Here is a 16313-nt window from a genome sequence, read left to right as displayed (position 1 = left end):
CCCGGTGTATGGCCGACGTCGAGATAGAGTACTGCGTCCCATGTGGTTTCCTGAACCGCGCGAGCGACCTCGCCGAGGCGCTCTTGTCGACGTTCGGCGAGGACGTCGACCGCGTCTCACTCGTGACGGGCGCCCACGGCGTCTTCGAGGTACGCGTCGACGACGCCGTCGTCTTCGACAAGGAGTCCGACGAGTACGACGTCGACGAGATAACGCGTCGCGTCCGGGCGGAACTGTAGTCAGGGGATTCCGAACATCAGATTCGCCGCGATGAGGAGGATACCAGCGCCGCCGACGAGAAAGAGCCCGGTGGCGACGCCGTGGGCCTGACCCAGGCCGTGCTGTCTGGCCAGCACGTAGCTCCCCGCAAAGAGGAACCCGACGAGGAGGAGTCCGAAGAGCCCCACGATGGCACCGAACAGGCTAGGGGCGAGGCTCTCGGAGGTTCCCATCCCGCCGACGACGCCAACCGATAGCGCGCCGACGAGGAGCGCAATCGCCAGGAAGACGGCGCCGAGGCGCATCGGCGACTCCGACTCGGCCGTCCCCGTGACGCCCGTGTACGGCTCGATCCCCTCCTCGCCGCCGTCCGTCGATTCCGCGATGCCGATTCGGGACAGCGCCAGGAATATCGCGCCGAACACCAGTCCCATCAACACCGTACTGCCGAGCAGATGCGTACTCATGGCTTCTTGGGGTGTGGTCCGTGGGCACGTACAAATACCTTGGTGTGTCCTCTCACCCCGTGGCACCCGTCGGCCCGAAAGGTGATCGTTCGCCGCCGTTCGGCCTCCGATCGTTCTTCGTCGGCGATCGCCGTTCGACGCTTCGATCCCAGCACTTAAAACCACCGGTGGGCGAGAGGGTGTCGCCGCATCTTCGGGACGCAAAAGCTAAGTACATCTCGCCGCCAGCGTGTACCACGTCACCGACTATCATGTTAGATTCCCTCGCATTGGCACACCAGGTCCCGGAGGATTGGCGGGCGCAGGCGGAGGTGTTCAACGAGCTGTTCTTCGTCTTCCTCGTCGTGGGCACGCTCGTCGGCGTCGTGGTCGTCTCGTACACGCTGTACAACGCATACAAGAACCGCGACGACGGCCAGGGCCGAGAGGAGTTCGACGCGCCACAGCTCGGCGAACTGCCGACCGGACAGGAGGGCGGCAAGAGCAGCAAGCTCTTTTTGTCGTTCGGGCTCAGCGCCATCATCGTCATCAGTCTCGTGGTCTACTCCTACGGGCTGTTGCTCTACGTCGAGCAGGGACCGAGCGGCGACGTGGCCGACGAACAGAACATGGAGGTCGACGTGACGGGCATCCAGTTCATCTGGCAGTACGAGTACCCCAACGGCGTGGAGACGACGGGGACGATGCGGGTCCCGAGGGGGGAACTGATACGCCTGGCGGTGACCTCCGGCGACGTCTGGCACAACTTCGGCGTCCCGGATCTCCGCGTCAAGACCGACGCGATTCCGGGGGAGTACTCCCACACCTGGTTCATCGCAAACGAGACGGGCAGCTACACGATAAAGTGCTACGAACTGTGCGGCAGCGGCCATTCCGATATGACCGGTGAGATAGTCGTCATGGAGCAAGAGGAGTTCGACGAGTGGTACGAATCGGCAGGCGCGAACGTGACCGAGGAATCGACGCCGACCCCGACGCCGGGCGGCCACGGCGAGGCCAGCGTCTCGACCGTGGGTGACGGGTCGGCCAGCGCCCACCGTGCGGGGGTGGCGGCCCGATGAGCGGACTCCCGCCGACGTCGTCGGTCAAGCGCTGGCTCGTCACGACCAACCACAAGGACGTCGGCATCCTCTACATCGTCACGTCGCTTTTCTTCCTGCTTTTCGGCGGCGTACTGGCACTTCTGATCCGGCTGCAACTCGTCCAGCCGGGCACACAGATTCTGGCCGACGCGGCGTACTACGAGACGGTCACCGCCCACGGTCTCCTCATGGTGTTTTGGTTCCTCTCGCCCTTCGCGTTCGGCTTTGCGAACTACCTCGTCCCGCTGCAGATCGGGGCCGACGACCTCGCGTTCCCGCGATTGAACGCGCTGTCGTACTGGATGTACCTCCTGTCTGGGCTCCTGTTCGGCGTCTCGTTCTTCCAGAGCGAGACGCTGAGCACGGGCTGGACGATATACGCCCCGCTGAACGTGCCGGCGTACACTCCGACTCCAGGGGCGACCGCGGCGGTGCTCGCACTGGGTATGTTCGTCGTCGCGGTCACCGCCTCGACGATCAACTTCCTGACGACCATCCACCACGCCCGCGCCGAGGGGATGGGCCTGATGGACATGCCGATGTTTACGTGGTCCATCCTCGCGACGGTGTGGATGATGCTCTTCGCCTTCGCCGCGCTGCTCGGCGCCGTGCTCATCCTCGCCTCCGACCGGGTCGTCGGCAGCCTCTACTTCTCGGCGACCGAGGGCGGGGCGCTCCTGTGGGGCCACCTGTTTTGGTTCTTCGGCCACCCCGAGGTCTACATCGTCTTCTTCCCCGCCCTCGGCGTCATGCTGGAACTGTTCCAGTCCTTCTCGGGCAACCGGCTGGTCGGCCGCAAGTGGACCATCATCGCCATCGTCCTCATCGCGGTGCAGTCGTTCCTCGTGTGGATGCACCACATGTTCCTGACGACGATCAACCTCGAGATCAAGACGCTGATGATGGCGAGCACCATCGGCATCTCCCTGCCCTTCGACCTGCTCGTCTTCGCGCTGATCTACACGCTCATCAAGGGGCGGATCAAGTTCAAGACGCCGTTCCTCTTCGCGTTCGGCGCGTTGCTCCTCTTCATCCTGGGAGGCATCACGGGCGTCTTCCTCGGCGCCATCGTGCTCGACTACGAGTTCCGCGGGACCTACTGGGTCGTCGCGCACTTCCACTACGTGATGTTTGGCGGCGCGACGGCGCTCATCGGCGGCGCCTACTACTGGTTCCCGAAGATTACCGGCCGGATGTACGACGAACTCCTCGGGAAGATCCACTTCGTGATCTTCTTCGTCTCGTTCAACATGGTCTACTTCTCGATGTTCATGGCCTGGGAGACGCCACGGCGCGTCTTCCAGTACAGCCAGGACTACGTCGAGATCCACCAGTTCGGGACCATCGGCGGGTTCCTGCTCGGCTTCTCGTTCCTCATCATGTTCTACAACTTCGCAAAGAGCTACGTCTCCGGCGAGGTGGCCGGCGACAACCCCTGGGAGTTCACCCGCACCGCGGAGTGGGCGGTGCCATCGCCGCCGCCGCTGGAGAACTGGGACGGCCGGCCCTCGTACGCGACCGGACGACTGGAGTTCCTCGAACGGGGCCACGCGGCCGACGGCGGCGAACCGGCCGCGGCGGACGGCGGTGAGCCCGGAGGGCAAGCCTCGTCGGACAGGGCGGTGTCCGACGGTGGCCACGCCCACGGCGACGAGGCCGGCGACTACGTGCTGGGCGACAAGCACCACTCACACGCCAGCATCTGGCCGTTCGCGTTGAGCCTGGCGACGTTCGTCGCGCTGCTCGGCGCCTCGGGCGTCCAGCAGTCGATGTCGTTCGTCGGCGGTCCGAACTCGATCACCGGCGTCGACGTCGTCGTCTCGAATCCGTTCTACCCCGCGTTGATGCTCGTCGGCGCCGCCGCGATGCTGTACTCCGGCGTCCAGTGGGGGCTGGAGGACTTCTACGCGCCGCCCGCGGAGGTCGCCAGCCGGTGGCCCTTCGACGGTATCGAGAAGAACAAACTCGGGATGTGGTTCTTCCTGGCGTCGGACGTCATCGTCTTCGGCGCGTTCATCTCGGCGGCGGTGTTCATCCGGGTCAACGCCGGCTGGATGAGCTGGGATCCGCTCCCCGCCGAGATTCCGGGGCTCATCAACACGTACGTCCTGCTGACCTCCTCCTTTACGGTCATCCTGGCGCTGGTCTACTCGAAGCGCCAGGAGCGGACGAAGATGATGGCCAGCCTGGCGGCGACCATCGGCCTCGGGCTGACGTTCCTCTCCATCAAGGGCTGGGAGTGGCACCACGAGATATACGACAAGGGAATCACGCTGACGCAGAACCCCCACGGCCCGCCCATCCAGTCGACGATGTACTACGTGACGACGGGGCTGCACGGCATCCACGTCATCCTCGGACTGATCGTGGCGACGTTCCTGCTCGTCCGGGCCTACCAGGGCCACTACATGCACGACCACCGGCCGATAGAGTACTTCGGCCTCTACTGGCACTTCGTCGACATCGTCTGGGTGTTCCTCTTCCCGCTGTTCTACCTCGTCTAGTCCGCCTTCCCTTCCCGTTCGACGTTCGAACCGAACCACTGACGGGTCCCCCAACGTTACCCGACCGCATGGACGCCGAGGAAGTCGCCCGACTCCGGGTCGTCGCGGCGGTGCTGGCGGCGGTCGTCGCCGCCATCCACCTGTTGCACCCCTCCCAGGGCGGGGTCGCGCTCCTCGTGTTCGCCAGGGTCGGCTACCTCGGCGACCCCCGGCCGCTGCTGTTTACGCTCGGCGGCTTCGCTCTGGTGTTCGGGATAATCGCCGGCTACCAGGGCCTCGACCGTCGCCCGCTCTACGCGGGCGGCATCGTCGTCACCCTCTCGTTTCTCGTCGGATTCGCCCTCTGGCACACCGCCCTCGACCACGGCGGCTTCTGGCCGTATCTGGAGGCCAACGAACACCCCGACCGGAACGCGCTGCTCGTGGCGCTGGACCACCTCCGGGCCGACGGCCTGCTTTTGGCCTCGAAAATCGCCGAACTCGGCCTGCTCGCCGCACTCGTCGTCCTCTATCGGGTCGACCGCTGACCCGGCGGTAGGTATATGTGGGTCGATCCGTCGGTTCTACACATGGTGTTCGACGCCTTCGGCGGATTTCCGATCGTCCGCGGACTGCTCTTTGCGCTGGCCGGCGTGGGCTTTTGGGTCGGCGGCCTCCTCGGAGTCAACTGGCTGTGGAAGCACTACCGGGGCGAGGCCTCCGATTGACGCCGCTGTCGGAAGGTCTAAATAGAACCGTGCCAATTGCTCGCACGAACCAACAATGGCGAGCGATTCGTTACGCTTCTACGGCCTGATTTACGTGGCGCTGGTCGTGCTGGCCACGCTGAAGGTGGTGTTCGAGCGGCAATTCGACTACTGGATCGCCGTCGGCGGCATTCTGGTCTTCGCCTCGATAAAGACGCTGCTCATCGTCGGCTACTTCCAGCACCTCCGCTGGGAGCGGCGGTCGCTCTCGGGACTGATGGCGCTTGCGCTTGCGCTTTTCGTCCTGTTGATGGTGGCCGCTAGCTTCTCGGTTACGTGACGCCGCGCTGGCCGTCCTCTCGCGGCCCGTCCCTGCCGTCGGTCGAGCGCCTCGCCGAGGCCGTTCCCTCCCGCCGCCGGCTGGCGACCGTCGCCCTCCTCGTCAACCTCCAGGCCGTCGGCGTCGTGCTGTACTACGCCTTCAGCAGCGCGACGCTCACCGCGCCGCGGTACGTCGTCTACGGGCTCCTGTGGGTGAACGTCGGTCTGCTGGCGGTCGCTACTGCCGACCGCCCCGACGACATCGGGTTCCGGCGCCGTCGGCGCGCGCTGGCCGTGGCGGCGGCGTACTTCGGGTTGCTCGCGGTCTTCGGCGGCCTGGTCGGGACCGGCCTCGGGGCCGACGCGACCGGTCTCCGGGTCGCCTGGCTGACGCCCGGGTGGGGCCCCGCCCTCGTCTACGGCGGCCACACCGTCTCGTTCGTGCTGATGCCCGCCTACGTGGTCGGCTACCTCGCGCTGTCGTACCTGCTGTACGTGACGGTACTGGACGCGGCGGTCTCGGCGGTCGGCGGCGTCCTCGGGCTGGTCTCGTGTGTCTCCTGTACGTGGCCCGTGCTTGCGACCGTCGGGTCGGCGCTGTTCGGCGGCGCCGGCGTCCTCGCTACATCGGTCACCGAGGTGCCCTACGACGTCTCGACCGTGGTGTTCCTCCTGACCGTGGCGCTGCTGTACTGGCGACCCGGCTTCCGGTAGGTCAGGCGCGCTTCAGGCCGCTGTCGAGGCCGACCAGCGCCGCACCGCTCCCGCCGAGAAGCGCCGTCAGATAGGCGCCGGCGGGCCGGCCGGAGAGTACCGCCAGTCCGAGAAACGACGCTACGATGACGGCGGAGCCGACGGCGGTGTAATCGACCTCGGGCAGGCCCGGATCCGCGAGTCCGACGGCGAAACCGGCTGTGGCGCTTCCGAGCACGGCGGCCGCGGCGGCCAGAAGCGCCGCCTCCAGCGGCCGCGGGACGGCGACGAACAGCCAGCCGGCGCCGGCCAGACAGCCGACGGCGGCGACAGCGAACGGTTCCGGGCGCACGCCCCGGCTTCGTCGCCGGCCGACAAAAACGCTCGCCCGCGAACGGCAGCCTTTACCGTCGGCCCCGCCGCGTTCCCGACATGGTCATCCGTGCGGAGTCGGTGCGTCGCCGCTACGGGTCGACGGTGGCGCTCGACGGCGTCTCCTTCGCCGTCGAGTCCGGCGAGGTGTTCGCCCTCGTCGGCCCGAACGGCGCCGGCAAGACGACGCTGATACGCGCCCTGACGGGCACGACGAAGGCCGACGGCGACGTCGAGGTGTTCGGCGGGCCGCCCGCTGCGGTGTCGGGCGAACGGCTCGGCCTCCTCCCCCAGGAGTTCTCGCCGGCCGGCCGGCTGACGGCCCGCGAACTCGTCGCCTACTACGGCGGTCTCTACGACGAATCCCGGAGTCCCGACGCCGTCCTCGAGGACGTCGGGGTCGACGACGCCGCCGACACCCACTACGAGAACCTCTCCGGCGGCCAGAAGCGCCGCGTCTGCGTCGGGACCGCCCTGGTCAACGACCCCGAGTTGCTCGTGCTGGACGAGCCGACGACCGGCATCGACCCCGCCGGTCGACGGGAGATGTGGGACCTGATCGAGGGACTTGCCGACAGCGGGACGACCGTCCTGCTGACGACCCACTACATGGCGGAGGCCGAGCGGCTGGCCGACCGGGTCGGCCTGCTCGCCGACGGCCGACTGGTCGCGCTCGGCACGCCCGCGGAACTGATCGACCGCCACGGCGGCGCCGACCGCCTCGTCGTCGACGTCGGCGACGAGGGCGACGCCGCCCGGGCCCTGGAGAGGGCGGGCTACCGGGTGCTGCCCGACGAGCGACACCTCGCGGTCGGCGTCGGCCCCGGGGAGATTCCGGCCGTCGTCGAGACGCTCGACGAGGCCGGCGTCGACTACGAGCGGCTCACCTGGCGCCAGCCTGACCTCGAGGACGTCTACCTCGCCGTGACAGGTGCCGAGGTAGACGCCGAGACGGTCGAACGGGAGGCGGTGGGCCGATGAGCCGCCTCGGACGAGTCGCCGCCGAGACGCGGGCCGCGTGGTACGCTTTCACCCGACGCCGGACGGCGGTCTTCTTCACGTTCTTCTTCCCGGTCATCCTCATCCTCATCTTCGGCGTCCTGGTGCGGACGGACCCGACGAGTGGCGGCCTGTTCACCGAGCCGGCGGGCTACTACGTCGCGGGCTACATCGCCGTCGTCGTCCTCTTCACCCCGCTGTCGCGGGTCGGCAGCGAGGTGGCTCGCCACCGCGAGGGCAACCGCTTCGAGAAACTGGCGACGACGCCTTTGTCCCGCGCCGAGTGGCTCCTGGCCCAGACGCTCGTCAACGTCGCCGTCATCGGGCTGGCGGCGGTTCTCATCCTCGGGCTGGTGCTCGCCGTCACCGACGCCGCCTTCTCGCCGTCGCCGCTCGTCGTGCCCTACGTCGCCGTCGGCGTCGCGCTGTTCTGCGGGCTCGGGGCGATACTCGGCCGCGTCGCCGACTCACAGGACGGCGTCGTCGCCGCCTCCAACGGCGTCGCCCTCCCCCTCCTCTTCCTCTCGCGGACGTTCGTCCCGCCCGCCCTGCTGCCCGCGTGGTTCCGGCCGCTGATGGAACTGTCGCCGCTGACCTACTTCGCCCGCGGGCTCCGGGCGGCCACGTTCCCCTCGGCGGCCGCCGACAACGCCGGCCTCGTCGGCACCGACCCGTACCTCAACCTCGCGGTGTTGGCCGTCCTCGCGGTGGCCTTCTTCGCGGCCGGCGCCGTCGCCCTGCCGCGAACGGACTAGCGGAGTCGGGCCAGCACCGGGATTTCCGCGATTCGCTCCTCGTCGAGGGCGTCCCAGTCGATACCGGCCGGTTTCTCGGCCGGTGCGTCGGTCCGAAACGACCGTTCGGGCGTGAACACCCGGTCCATCGGGACGTCCCGTGGCGTCGTGGGCACCGCTTCGTCGAGAACCTGCATCTCGTGGACCGTCGTGACGGTCGTCGTCCCGTCGTCGACGAGACCGAACTCCCGGAGCAGGGCGAACTCGAGGTCGCTGTACCCCTCGCCCTTGCCGACGCGGGCGCCCGCCCCGGTCACCGCGACGCTGCCCGATACTATCAGGTCGACCGGCTCCATCCCGTCGGGGCCGACGGCCTCGCCGGCCGTCTCGATCCCGCCGACCGTCGTCGCCTCGTCGACATCTTCGATCTCGGCGGGGTCGAGTCGCAGAAAGCACGCCTCGTCCCGGAGTCGCGGGACGGCAACGTAGAGGGTCTTGCCCGCCCGCAGCGCCGCCCGCCGGACGGGTAACTGCGGCGCGTCCGGGTTGGCCTTGAGAACGTCGGCTTCCTCCCAGGCGTCCGAGGCCGCGAGCCGTTCGGCGGCCGCGTCGGCGCCCGCGAAGTTCGAAATCCGGCCGTGTGGCGGAAACGGGAAGCGGGCCTCGCCGCTGTCGTCCAGTTCGTCCCAGACGCGCTGCCGGATGGCCTCCTTGTCGGCCATCTCAGGCGACGCCGGTGACGTACTCGATCTGTTCGGGGCCGTAGAAGAACGCCAGCATGAGGTAGGCGGCGACGCCGAGGACGAGGCTGACGAGCCACGCCGAGACGGCGAGGCGACCGACCGTCGCGTGGGCCGTCTCCCGGAGTTCGGCCGGCGTGTGGGTCGTCCCCAGCGTGATGGCGTACAGCACGAGCGGCACCGACAGCACCGACAGCACGATGTGGACGCCGAGCATGCCGAGATAGAAGCTCCGCAGCGGCGCGCCCTCGACTATCTCCTTGCGGCCGCCGCCGCCCGTCTTCAGCAGGTAGAGCACGAGGAAGATCAGGATGAGCGTGAACGCCGCCGTCATCGCCGCCCGGTGTTTCCGCACCTCGCCGTTGCGGATCCAGTACCAGCCGGCGACCAGCGAGCAGATTGTCAGCGCGTTGATGACCGTGATGGCGGCCGCCAGGAGGTCGACGGTCGCTTCCGAGATCTCGGGATAGATACCCACGTCGCCGTACAGCGTCCCCACGACGACGACGTAGCCGACGACCGTCAGGACGGCCGTCAGCGCCCGGGGGTGCTCGCGGGCGAACGCCGGTCCACGAACTGTCGACATACGACGCCGTTCGGCTTCGGTCCCAATGGTCGCTTCGCTTTCCGGACCGCCGTGCCGGTTCCCGGCGGCGGCGCCGACTCGTCCCGGTGGCGACCGGGCACCTATAAATACCGACCACACCCAGTCCCGGAGGAGTGCGCGTCCTGAACTACCTCGAACTCGAATCGCGACTCGACCGCAGCGGCATCGGGACGGCGGCCCGCCACCAGCGGAAGGCGCTGGCCGACACCGACGTCGAACTCGTCACGTCGCCGTGGAACGGCGGGAGTCTCGGCAAGGCGGCCGCAAAGCGGGCCGTCGGCGACCCGCTCTTCGAGTCCTACGACCTGGCTCACTGCAACCTCATCGGCCCGGGTAGCGTCGCGGTCGCCCGCCACGCGAAACGCAACGGGATTCCGCTCGTGTTGCACGCTCACGTCACCCGCGAGGACTTCGCCGAGAGCTTCCGGGGGTCGACGGCGGTCGCGCCCGCCCTCGGTCGGTACCTCCGGTGGTTCTACTCGCAGGCCGACCTCGTACTCTGTCCCAGCGAGTACACCCGCGCGACGCTCGAATCGTACCCCGTCGAGGCGCCGATCCGTCCCGTCACGAACGGCGTCGACCTCGACTCGCTTTCGGGCTTCGAGTCCCTCCGGGAGCCGTACCGCGAACGGTACGACCTCGAGGGGACCGTCGTCTTCGCGGTCGGCAACGTCTTCGAGCGGAAGGGTCTCACCACGTTCTGTCGGCTGGCGACCGAGACCGACCACGAGTTCGCGTGGTTCGGCACCTACGATACGGGACCGCAGGCCTCCGAGACGGTCCGCGAGTGGGTCACGGACCCGCCCGAGAACGTCACATTCACCGGATGGGTCGAGGACAAGCGCGGCGCCTTCGCCGCCGGCGACGTGTTCTGCTTCCCCGCGAAGGTCGAGAATCAGGGCCTGGTCGTCCTGGAGGCCATGGCTTGCGGAAAGCCGGTCGTCCTCCGTGACATCCCGGTCTTCCGGGAGTTCTACGAGGACGGCCACGACTGCCTGCTCTGTGAGACGCGGGCGGAGTTCCGCGAGGCGCTCAACCGGCTGGCCGGTGATTCCGGTCTCCGGGAACGGCTGGGCGAGAACGCCCGCGAGACGGCCCGCGAGCACGGCCTCGACCGGGTCGCCGACGGGTTACGGGACGCCTACGCCGCTGCCCGCGAGAACGCCGATACCGAAGCCGCAACCGATTAATCCCCCGTGTTCGAACCGGGCGACATGCAGACCGTCGCGGCCTTCACGGACACCTACCTGCCGACGGTCAACGGCGTGACCTACACGGTCCGGACGTGGCGGGACCGCTGGGAACGCCGCGGGGGTCGGATGGGGGTCGTCTATCCCGGCGACGACGACTACGACCCCGACGCCCGGGAGTTCCCCGTCTCCAGCGTCGCCTTTCCCTTCTACCCGGGATTCCGGTTCGGGCTGCCGGACGTCCCCGAGGCGGCCCGCGAGATGCGCCCCGACGTCGTCCACGCCCACACCCCGTTCACGCTCGGACTCGGCGCACGGCGCCTCGCCCGCGAGCACGAGCTCCCGCTCGTCGTCTCGTATCACACGCCGGCCCGCGAGTACGCCGGCTACATCAGCGACGCCTTCGCGGGTGCCATCAGCCGCGTCGCCGACCGCTACGAGCGGTGGTTCTTCGGGCAGGCCGACGCCGTCGTCGTTCCCTCGGAGACGGCGGCCCAGGGCATCGAAACTGCCGGCACGCCGACGCACGTCGTCTCCAACGGCGTCGACACCGAGCGGTTCGGACCCGCCGACGAGGGGCACCTCGCGGCCTTCCGGGAGCGGCACGACCTTCCCGACGGCCCGCTCGTCGGCTACACCGGTCGGCACGGCTACGAGAAGTGCCTCGACGACCTGCTCTCGGCGACGGTCGGTCTCGACGCCGGCGTCGTCCTCGCCGGCGACGGACCCGCCCGCCCCGAACTGCAGCGGCGGGCGGCCGCCCGCGACGACGTCAGGTTCCTCGGCTTCCTCGACCGCGAGGAACTGCCGACCTTCTACTCGGTGCTGGACGCCTTCGCGTTCCCTAGCCCCGTCGAGACCCAGGGGCTCGTGGCGCTGGAGGCCATCGCCTGCGGGACGCCGGTCGTCGCCGTCGACAGCGGCGCGCTCTCGGAGTCGGTCACCGACGGCGAGACCGGCTATCACTTCCAGCCGGACGACGTCGAGGGCTTCCGGGCGTCGATTCGGCGAACTCTCGAGGAGAACGCGACCCTCTCGGCGCGGTGTCTGGACGCACGACCCGAGTTGAGCGTCGAGCGGTCCATCGAGCGGCTATCGGCCGTCTACGACGACCTCCGGTGATCAGCAGCGCCGCTCGCAGACGCGGTCGATGATACGGCCCGTCGACAGCAGTCGGCCCTCGTCCTCCCGGCCGGAGGCGCGAGCCACCTCGCACTCGATGCCCTCCTCGGCGAGCATCGCCGAAAGCGTCTCCTCGTCGTGGTGCTGGTCGTGGCCCAGGACGATGACGTCTGGGTCGATGTCGCGGACGGGGACGAAGAAGTCCTCGGCGTGCCCGAGCCGGGCCTCGTCGACCGGGTCCAGCGCGGCGACCATCTCCCGGCGCTGGTCGTCCGGCACGACCGGCGCCGGCTTGTGGGTGACGTTGGCGCCCCGGGCCACGATGACGTGCAACCGATCGCCCATCGAGGCCGCCTCCTCGAGGTAGTGGAGGTGGCCGGGGTGCAGGATGTCGAACGTGCCCTGGGCGACGACGCGTCTCATCGCAACTCCCGGTCGATGTCCGCCTGTGTGAAGTCGAAGAACGCCTCGTCGGGCAACTCGACGTCCAGCACCTCGAGGTCGAACGCTTCGCCGTTTCGGTCGAAGGCCTGCCAGTCGGTCCGGCCGTAGGGCGCTCCGACGATGATGTGGACGTCGCCACGCGAGAACGTCGCCAGGTCGGCGTCGCTCGGCCGCAACACGCCGTTGGGGTGTGAGTGGATCGATCCGACGCTCTTGAGGTCGTTCGGCATGTAGCTCGGGTTGAACTCCGCGCTGACGGGGTTGGACTTCGTCCCCGGCGCGATGAGAACGTCGGTGACGACCGTCCCCTCGCGGTCGAGGCCGAGCTTCGTCGCGTCCTCGCCCCGAAGCTGTCCCATGTACTCGTTGGGGTGGGAGTCCTCCGAGGCCTCCAGCGCGAACTCGAGGGCGTCCTCGGCGATGCCGAGGATCTCGCTGGACCGGAACAGCGACGGCGTCCACGACCCGAGCAATCCCATAGACGCAGGTCGGGTTGCCCGACAACTAAGCCTTCCGGTGGCGGTCCGACCGTCCCGCGAGCCGACAACAACACTCTTAAACGCTGCCGGAGCCGAAATTCACCAATGACTCAGTCCGCTGCCGGCGACGCCGGCACCGCCACCGACGACGGGGTGGTGTACGACCTCGGCCCGGAGTGTACCCTCGAGGACGTCGAGGAGGGCCACCGATATCTCGCCACGGTCAACGGCATCGTCGAGTACGGCGTCTTCGTCGACGTCTCCGAGAACGTCTCCGGGCTCGTCCACGAGACGAACCTCGACAGCGACCCGGCGGTCGGCGACGACCTCGTCGTCACGCTCGCCGAAATCCGTGAGAACGGCGACCTCGGGTTCGGCGAGGCCGCCGTCGATCCCGAGGAGGCCGACACGGCCGACGTCGTCCACGGCGACGAGGTCGGCGTCGGCGACCTCACCGACCGCGTCGGCGACACCGTCCACCTCGAGGGCGACGTCGTCCAGATCAAACAGACCGCCGGCCCGACGATCTTCTCCGTCCGTGACGGCGCCGGCGTCGTCCCCTGTGCCGCTTTCGAGGAGGCCGGCGTCCGGGCCTACCCCGAGATCGACCTCGACGACGTCGTCCGGGTGACCGGCACCGTCGAGACCCGCGAGGACGCCCTCCAGATCGAGGTCGACAACCTCGTCCGACTCCGCGGCGAGGCCGAGACCGAGGTCCGCGAACGAGTCGACGCCGCCCTCGACGAGCGGGCCGCTCCCGAGGACGTCGAACCGCTCATCGAGTGGCCGGCCTTCGAGAAGCTCCACGAGGATCTCGCCGCCGTCGCCCGGCGCCTGCGGCGGTCGGTGCTGGAGGCCCGCCCCATCCGGCTCCGACACCACGCCGACGGCGACGGGATGTGCGCGTCGCTGCCGGTCCAGCTCGCGCTGGAGAACTTCGTCGGCGAGGTCCACGAGGACCCCGACGCGCCCCGCCACCTGTTCAAGCGACTCCCCTCGAAGGCGCCCTTCTACGAGATGGAGGACGTCACCCGCGACCTCAACTTCGCGCTGGAGGACCGCGAGCGGCACGGTCAGCGGCTCCCGCTTCTCTTCATGGTCGACAACGGCTCGACCGAGGAGGACGTCCCGGCGTACCGCGCGCTGGACCAGTACGACATCCCCATCCTCGTCGTCGACCACCACCACCCCGACCCCGAAGCGGTCGGCCCGCTCGTCGAGGAGCACGTCAACCCCTACCTCCACGACGAGGACTACCGCATCACGACCGGCATGATGTGCGTCGAGTTGGCGCGGATGATAGATCCCTCCATCACCGACGACCTAGAACACGTTCCGGCTGTCGCGGGGCTGTCGGACCGCTCGAAGGCCGACGCTATGGACGAGTACCTCGCACTGGCCGAGGAGGCGGGCTACTCCGAGGCCGACCTCCAGGACATCGGCGAGGCGCTGGACTACGCCGCCCACTGGCTCCGCTACAACTCCGGCGGCAGCCTCATCGACGACGTGCTCAACGTCGACTGCGACGACCAGACGCGGCACGCCGAACTCGTCGAGTTCCTCTCCTCGCGGGCCCGCCGCGACGTCGAGGAGCAACTCGAGGACGCCGACCCCCACGTCGAACACGAGCGACTCGACAACGACGCCCACCTGTACCGGCTGGACGTCGAGAACCACGCCCGCCGCTTCACCTACCCCGCGCCGGGCAAGACCACCGGCGAACTCCACGACCGGAAGGTCCGGGAGACGGGCGACCCCGTCATCACCATCGGCTACGGACCCGACTTCGCCGTCCTCCGCTCGGACGGCGTCCGACTGGACATCCCGAACATGGTGACGGAACTGCAGGACGAAATCGAGGGCGCCGGCGTCTCCGGCGGCGGCCACCTCGTCGTCGGCTCCATCAAGTTCGTCCCCGGGATGCGCGAGACGGTCGTCGACGCCCTCGTCGAGAAGATGGCCGACGCCGAACTCGACGAGGAACTGCGGAGCACGCTCGTCCGCGACGAGTAACTACGGCTGCCAGCCCACCACCCCGTCGCGGCCGCCGAACTCGATTCTGCGCGCCACGAGCGCCGCCACGGCGACGGCGACGGCCGCCAGGCTGACGAGCGCCGTCGGCACCGACCGCGAGGTCGTCTCCGCCCAGTCGGATTCGAACACCGACGCGTAGTAGTCGGCCGCTTCCTCGCTCTCGAGGGCGACGACCACCTCGCGGTTCTCGGTCTGCGGCGTCGGGCCCCAGTTGAGGCTACCGACCAGCGCCGCATCGTCGATGACGACCCCCTTCGAGTGGAGCTTCCGGTAGCCGCTCGGCTCGTCGACGCGGGCCTCGAGGTCCCAGCCCTCGGCGTCGGCCCGACGGTTCAGCCACGCCGACAGCGCCGCGTTGTCCTCCTCGGCGTACCAGCCGCTCGAGAGCAGGATTCGGACCTCGACGCCGCGGTCGGCGGCCCGCAACGCCGCCCGGAGGAGGCGGTTGTCCCGACTGTCGATGGAGACCTGCTGGACCAGGATGCGGTCCTCGGCGGCCTCGAACCGCTCGACGACGCCGTCGGCGGCGTTGTCCGGCGCCACCAGCACCGTCGTCGACGCGACGGACACCCGCTCGGGCGGGTGTCGCGTGGGGTAGTCCCCGAGCGCCGGCTCCGCGGGCTCGAAGCTCCGCCCCTCGCGGTACGTCCGCCAGGGCGTGGCCGCCCGCGCGGTCCGGTCGGTCTCGTGGAGCGCGGCCAGGGCGTCGGCTGCCCCGGCGTCCTCGAGGACGACGCCCCATCCGCGGCTCGACATACCGCCCGTGCCCGCGGGCTTGAAGTTCTCCGTCAGCACGAGCGCCCGGTCGTCGACGACCGCGTACTTCGGGTGGTGATGGGCGTACCGGACGTACGGCCCGGCGAACACCCGGACCTCGACGCCTGCCTCGGTCAGGCGGTCCAGTTGCCGCGCCTGGCGGTCGGTCATGCCGCCGACGGGCGAGCCGTCGAGCAGGACCCGGACGGTGACGCCGCGGTCGTGTGCGGCCACGAGCGCCTCCGTGACCCGCCGGGACGTGAGCGTGTAGCCGCCGAGCAGCAGGCGCTCGTCGGCCGTCCGGAGTGTCTCGACGGTCAGATTCGGGGCGTCTGGCAGGACGAACGCCGTCGCCTCGCCGCCGCTGGTCCGGACGGGGTCGCGGTCGGTCGCGCCGAGCGGGCGCCACGCCCCCGCCTCGAACCGGCGCAGTTCCGCCTCCGGTGCGTCCCGGTATCGGGCCGAACCGACGGTCCGGTTGCCGGCCCGGAGCCGCAGTCGCTCGCCGCCGTTCGCCAGCCCCAAGCTACCGTCGAGAGCCACGACCGGATGGTCGGTCCTCGCCGCGGTCGCGTTCGGCGTGCTCGTCACCGCGACGGTCCCCGAGAGGGTCCGGTTCGGGAGTTCGACCGCCGAGGTCCCGTCGGTCAGCGTCCAGCCGGTGGTGTTCGTGGCCGTCGGGAAGCGAACGACGACGAACTCGCCGGCGTCGCCGTCCGCGACGGGATTGGGGTAGGCGGCGACCAGCGTCGCGTTCGAATCGGACGGCCCGGAGGAGGTGGCTGCCGTCGGCGCGACGGCGCCGCTCGCGAGGACGACGAGCGCGACGGTGGCGAGGGCGAGTAGGTGGGGTCGGGACCGCAC

General features: G+C 69.1%; 19 protein-coding genes. 12 read left to right on the top strand and 7 right to left on the bottom strand.

The genetic code is table 11. From position 1 onward, the window contains the following. Positions 1-8: 8 nt before the first annotated feature. A complete protein-coding gene (locus tag NLF94_RS13405) occupies positions 9-239 on the top strand; it encodes an Rdx family protein (protein WP_254838127.1) in 231 nt (76 codons plus the stop codon). Here the strand turns inward: NLF94_RS13405 and NLF94_RS13400 are convergent, their stop codons facing one another. Continuing rightward, positions 240-686, bottom strand: a complete 447-nt coding sequence (locus NLF94_RS13400; RefSeq protein WP_254838126.1) for a hypothetical protein — start codon at positions 684-686, stop codon at positions 240-242. Between the two features lie 251 nt (positions 687-937). Between NLF94_RS13400 and coxB the strand changes: the two genes are divergently transcribed. The 6 genes from coxB to NLF94_RS13370 all read left to right on the top strand — a co-directional run bounded on the left by coxB (position 938) and on the right by NLF94_RS13370 (position 5993). Next, positions 938-1747, top strand: coding sequence for a cytochrome c oxidase subunit II (gene coxB / locus NLF94_RS13395; protein ID WP_254838125.1), 810 nt, complete (start codon positions 938-940; stop codon positions 1745-1747). Further along, on the top strand, positions 1744-4272 hold the full coding sequence (locus NLF94_RS13390) for a cbb3-type cytochrome c oxidase subunit I (RefSeq protein ID WP_254838124.1): 2529 nt from the start codon (positions 1744-1746) through the stop codon (positions 4270-4272). Before coxB ends, NLF94_RS13390 begins: the two co-directional genes overlap by 4 nt. A 68-nt stretch (positions 4273-4340) precedes the next feature. After that, positions 4341-4799 (top strand): hypothetical protein, encoded by a 459-nt coding sequence (locus NLF94_RS13385; RefSeq protein ID WP_254838123.1) that lies wholly within the window; start codon positions 4341-4343, stop codon positions 4797-4799. 42 nt (positions 4800-4841) lie between these two features. Then, positions 4842-4979, top strand: coding sequence for a hypothetical protein (locus NLF94_RS13380; protein WP_254838122.1), 138 nt, complete (start codon positions 4842-4844; stop codon positions 4977-4979). 55 nt (positions 4980-5034) lie between these two features. Further along, positions 5035-5298 carry a cytochrome C oxidase subunit IV family protein gene (locus NLF94_RS13375; RefSeq protein WP_254838121.1) on the top strand — a complete coding sequence of 88 codons (264 nt, stop codon included), beginning with the start codon at positions 5035-5037 and terminating at the stop codon, positions 5296-5298. 32 nt (positions 5299-5330) lie between these two features. Then, entirely contained in the window at positions 5331-5993 is a 663-nt protein-coding gene (locus tag NLF94_RS13370) for a DUF7546 family protein (RefSeq protein ID WP_434085399.1), read from the top strand. Between the two features lies 1 nt (position 5994). On the opposite strand, the gene NLF94_RS13365 is transcribed toward NLF94_RS13370, so the two are convergent. Then, on the bottom strand, positions 5995-6324 hold the full coding sequence (locus NLF94_RS13365) for a hypothetical protein (protein ID WP_254838119.1): 330 nt from the start codon (positions 6322-6324) through the stop codon (positions 5995-5997). Between the two features lie 80 nt (positions 6325-6404). On the opposite strand from NLF94_RS13365, the gene NLF94_RS13360 reads away from it, so the two are divergent. Together NLF94_RS13360 and NLF94_RS13355 are read left to right on the top strand one after the other, a co-directional pair. Further along, entirely contained in the window at positions 6405-7325 is a 921-nt protein-coding gene (locus tag NLF94_RS13360) for an ABC transporter ATP-binding protein (protein ID WP_254838118.1), read from the top strand. Further along, a complete protein-coding gene (locus NLF94_RS13355; protein ID WP_254838117.1) occupies positions 7322-8098 on the top strand; it encodes an ABC transporter permease in 777 nt (258 codons plus the stop codon). Before NLF94_RS13360 ends, NLF94_RS13355 begins: the two co-directional genes overlap by 4 nt. Here the strand turns inward: NLF94_RS13355 and NLF94_RS13350 are convergent. Together NLF94_RS13350 and NLF94_RS13345 are read right to left on the bottom strand one after the other, a co-directional pair. Further along, a complete protein-coding gene (locus NLF94_RS13350; protein ID WP_254838116.1) occupies positions 8095-8799 on the bottom strand; it encodes a 5-formyltetrahydrofolate cyclo-ligase in 705 nt (234 codons plus the stop codon). The genes NLF94_RS13355 and NLF94_RS13350 overlap by 4 nt on opposite strands. Position 8800: 1 nt before the next feature. Then, on the bottom strand, positions 8801-9403 hold the full coding sequence (locus NLF94_RS13345; RefSeq protein ID WP_254838115.1) for a DUF420 domain-containing protein: 603 nt from the start codon (positions 9401-9403) through the stop codon (positions 8801-8803). 134 nt (positions 9404-9537) lie between these two features. On the opposite strand from NLF94_RS13345, the gene NLF94_RS13340 reads away from it, so the two are divergent. Together NLF94_RS13340 and NLF94_RS13335 are read left to right on the top strand one after the other, a co-directional pair. Further along, a complete protein-coding gene (locus NLF94_RS13340; RefSeq protein ID WP_254838114.1) occupies positions 9538-10614 on the top strand; it encodes a glycosyltransferase family 4 protein in 1077 nt (358 codons plus the stop codon). Between the two features lie 24 nt (positions 10615-10638). Further along, on the top strand, positions 10639-11736 hold the full coding sequence (locus NLF94_RS13335; RefSeq protein WP_254838113.1) for a glycosyltransferase: 1098 nt from the start codon (positions 10639-10641) through the stop codon (positions 11734-11736). Here the strand turns inward: NLF94_RS13335 and NLF94_RS13330 are convergent, their stop codons facing one another. Both NLF94_RS13330 and NLF94_RS13325 read right to left on the bottom strand, forming a co-directional pair. Next, entirely contained in the window at positions 11737-12159 is a 423-nt protein-coding gene (locus NLF94_RS13330; RefSeq protein WP_254838112.1) for an FAD synthase family protein, read from the bottom strand. Then, complete coding sequence (locus NLF94_RS13325) at positions 12156-12659, bottom strand: JAB/MPN domain protein-containing protein (protein WP_254838111.1); 504 nt, start codon at positions 12657-12659, stop codon at positions 12156-12158. The genes NLF94_RS13330 and NLF94_RS13325 overlap by 4 nt, the downstream gene beginning before the upstream one ends. Before the next feature lie 105 nt (positions 12660-12764). Here NLF94_RS13325 and han point away from each other — a divergent pair, with 105 nt between their 5' ends. Continuing rightward, a complete protein-coding gene (han, locus tag NLF94_RS13320) occupies positions 12765-14672 on the top strand; it encodes a Hef-associated nuclease (protein ID WP_254838110.1) in 1908 nt (635 codons plus the stop codon). Here han and NLF94_RS13315 read toward each other — a convergent pair whose 3' ends face one another. After that, positions 14673-16313: a phospholipase D-like domain-containing protein gene (locus NLF94_RS13315; RefSeq protein WP_254838109.1), complete on the bottom strand. Its 1641-nt coding sequence runs from the start codon at positions 16311-16313 to the stop codon at positions 14673-14675.

Origin of the sequence: Natronomonas marina (assembly GCF_024298905.1) — an archaeon.
In the GTDB taxonomy this organism is placed as follows: Archaea; Halobacteriota; Halobacteria; order Halobacteriales; family Haloarculaceae; genus Natronomonas; species Natronomonas marina.
This window is presented reverse-complemented; position numbering and strand designations above follow the sequence as displayed.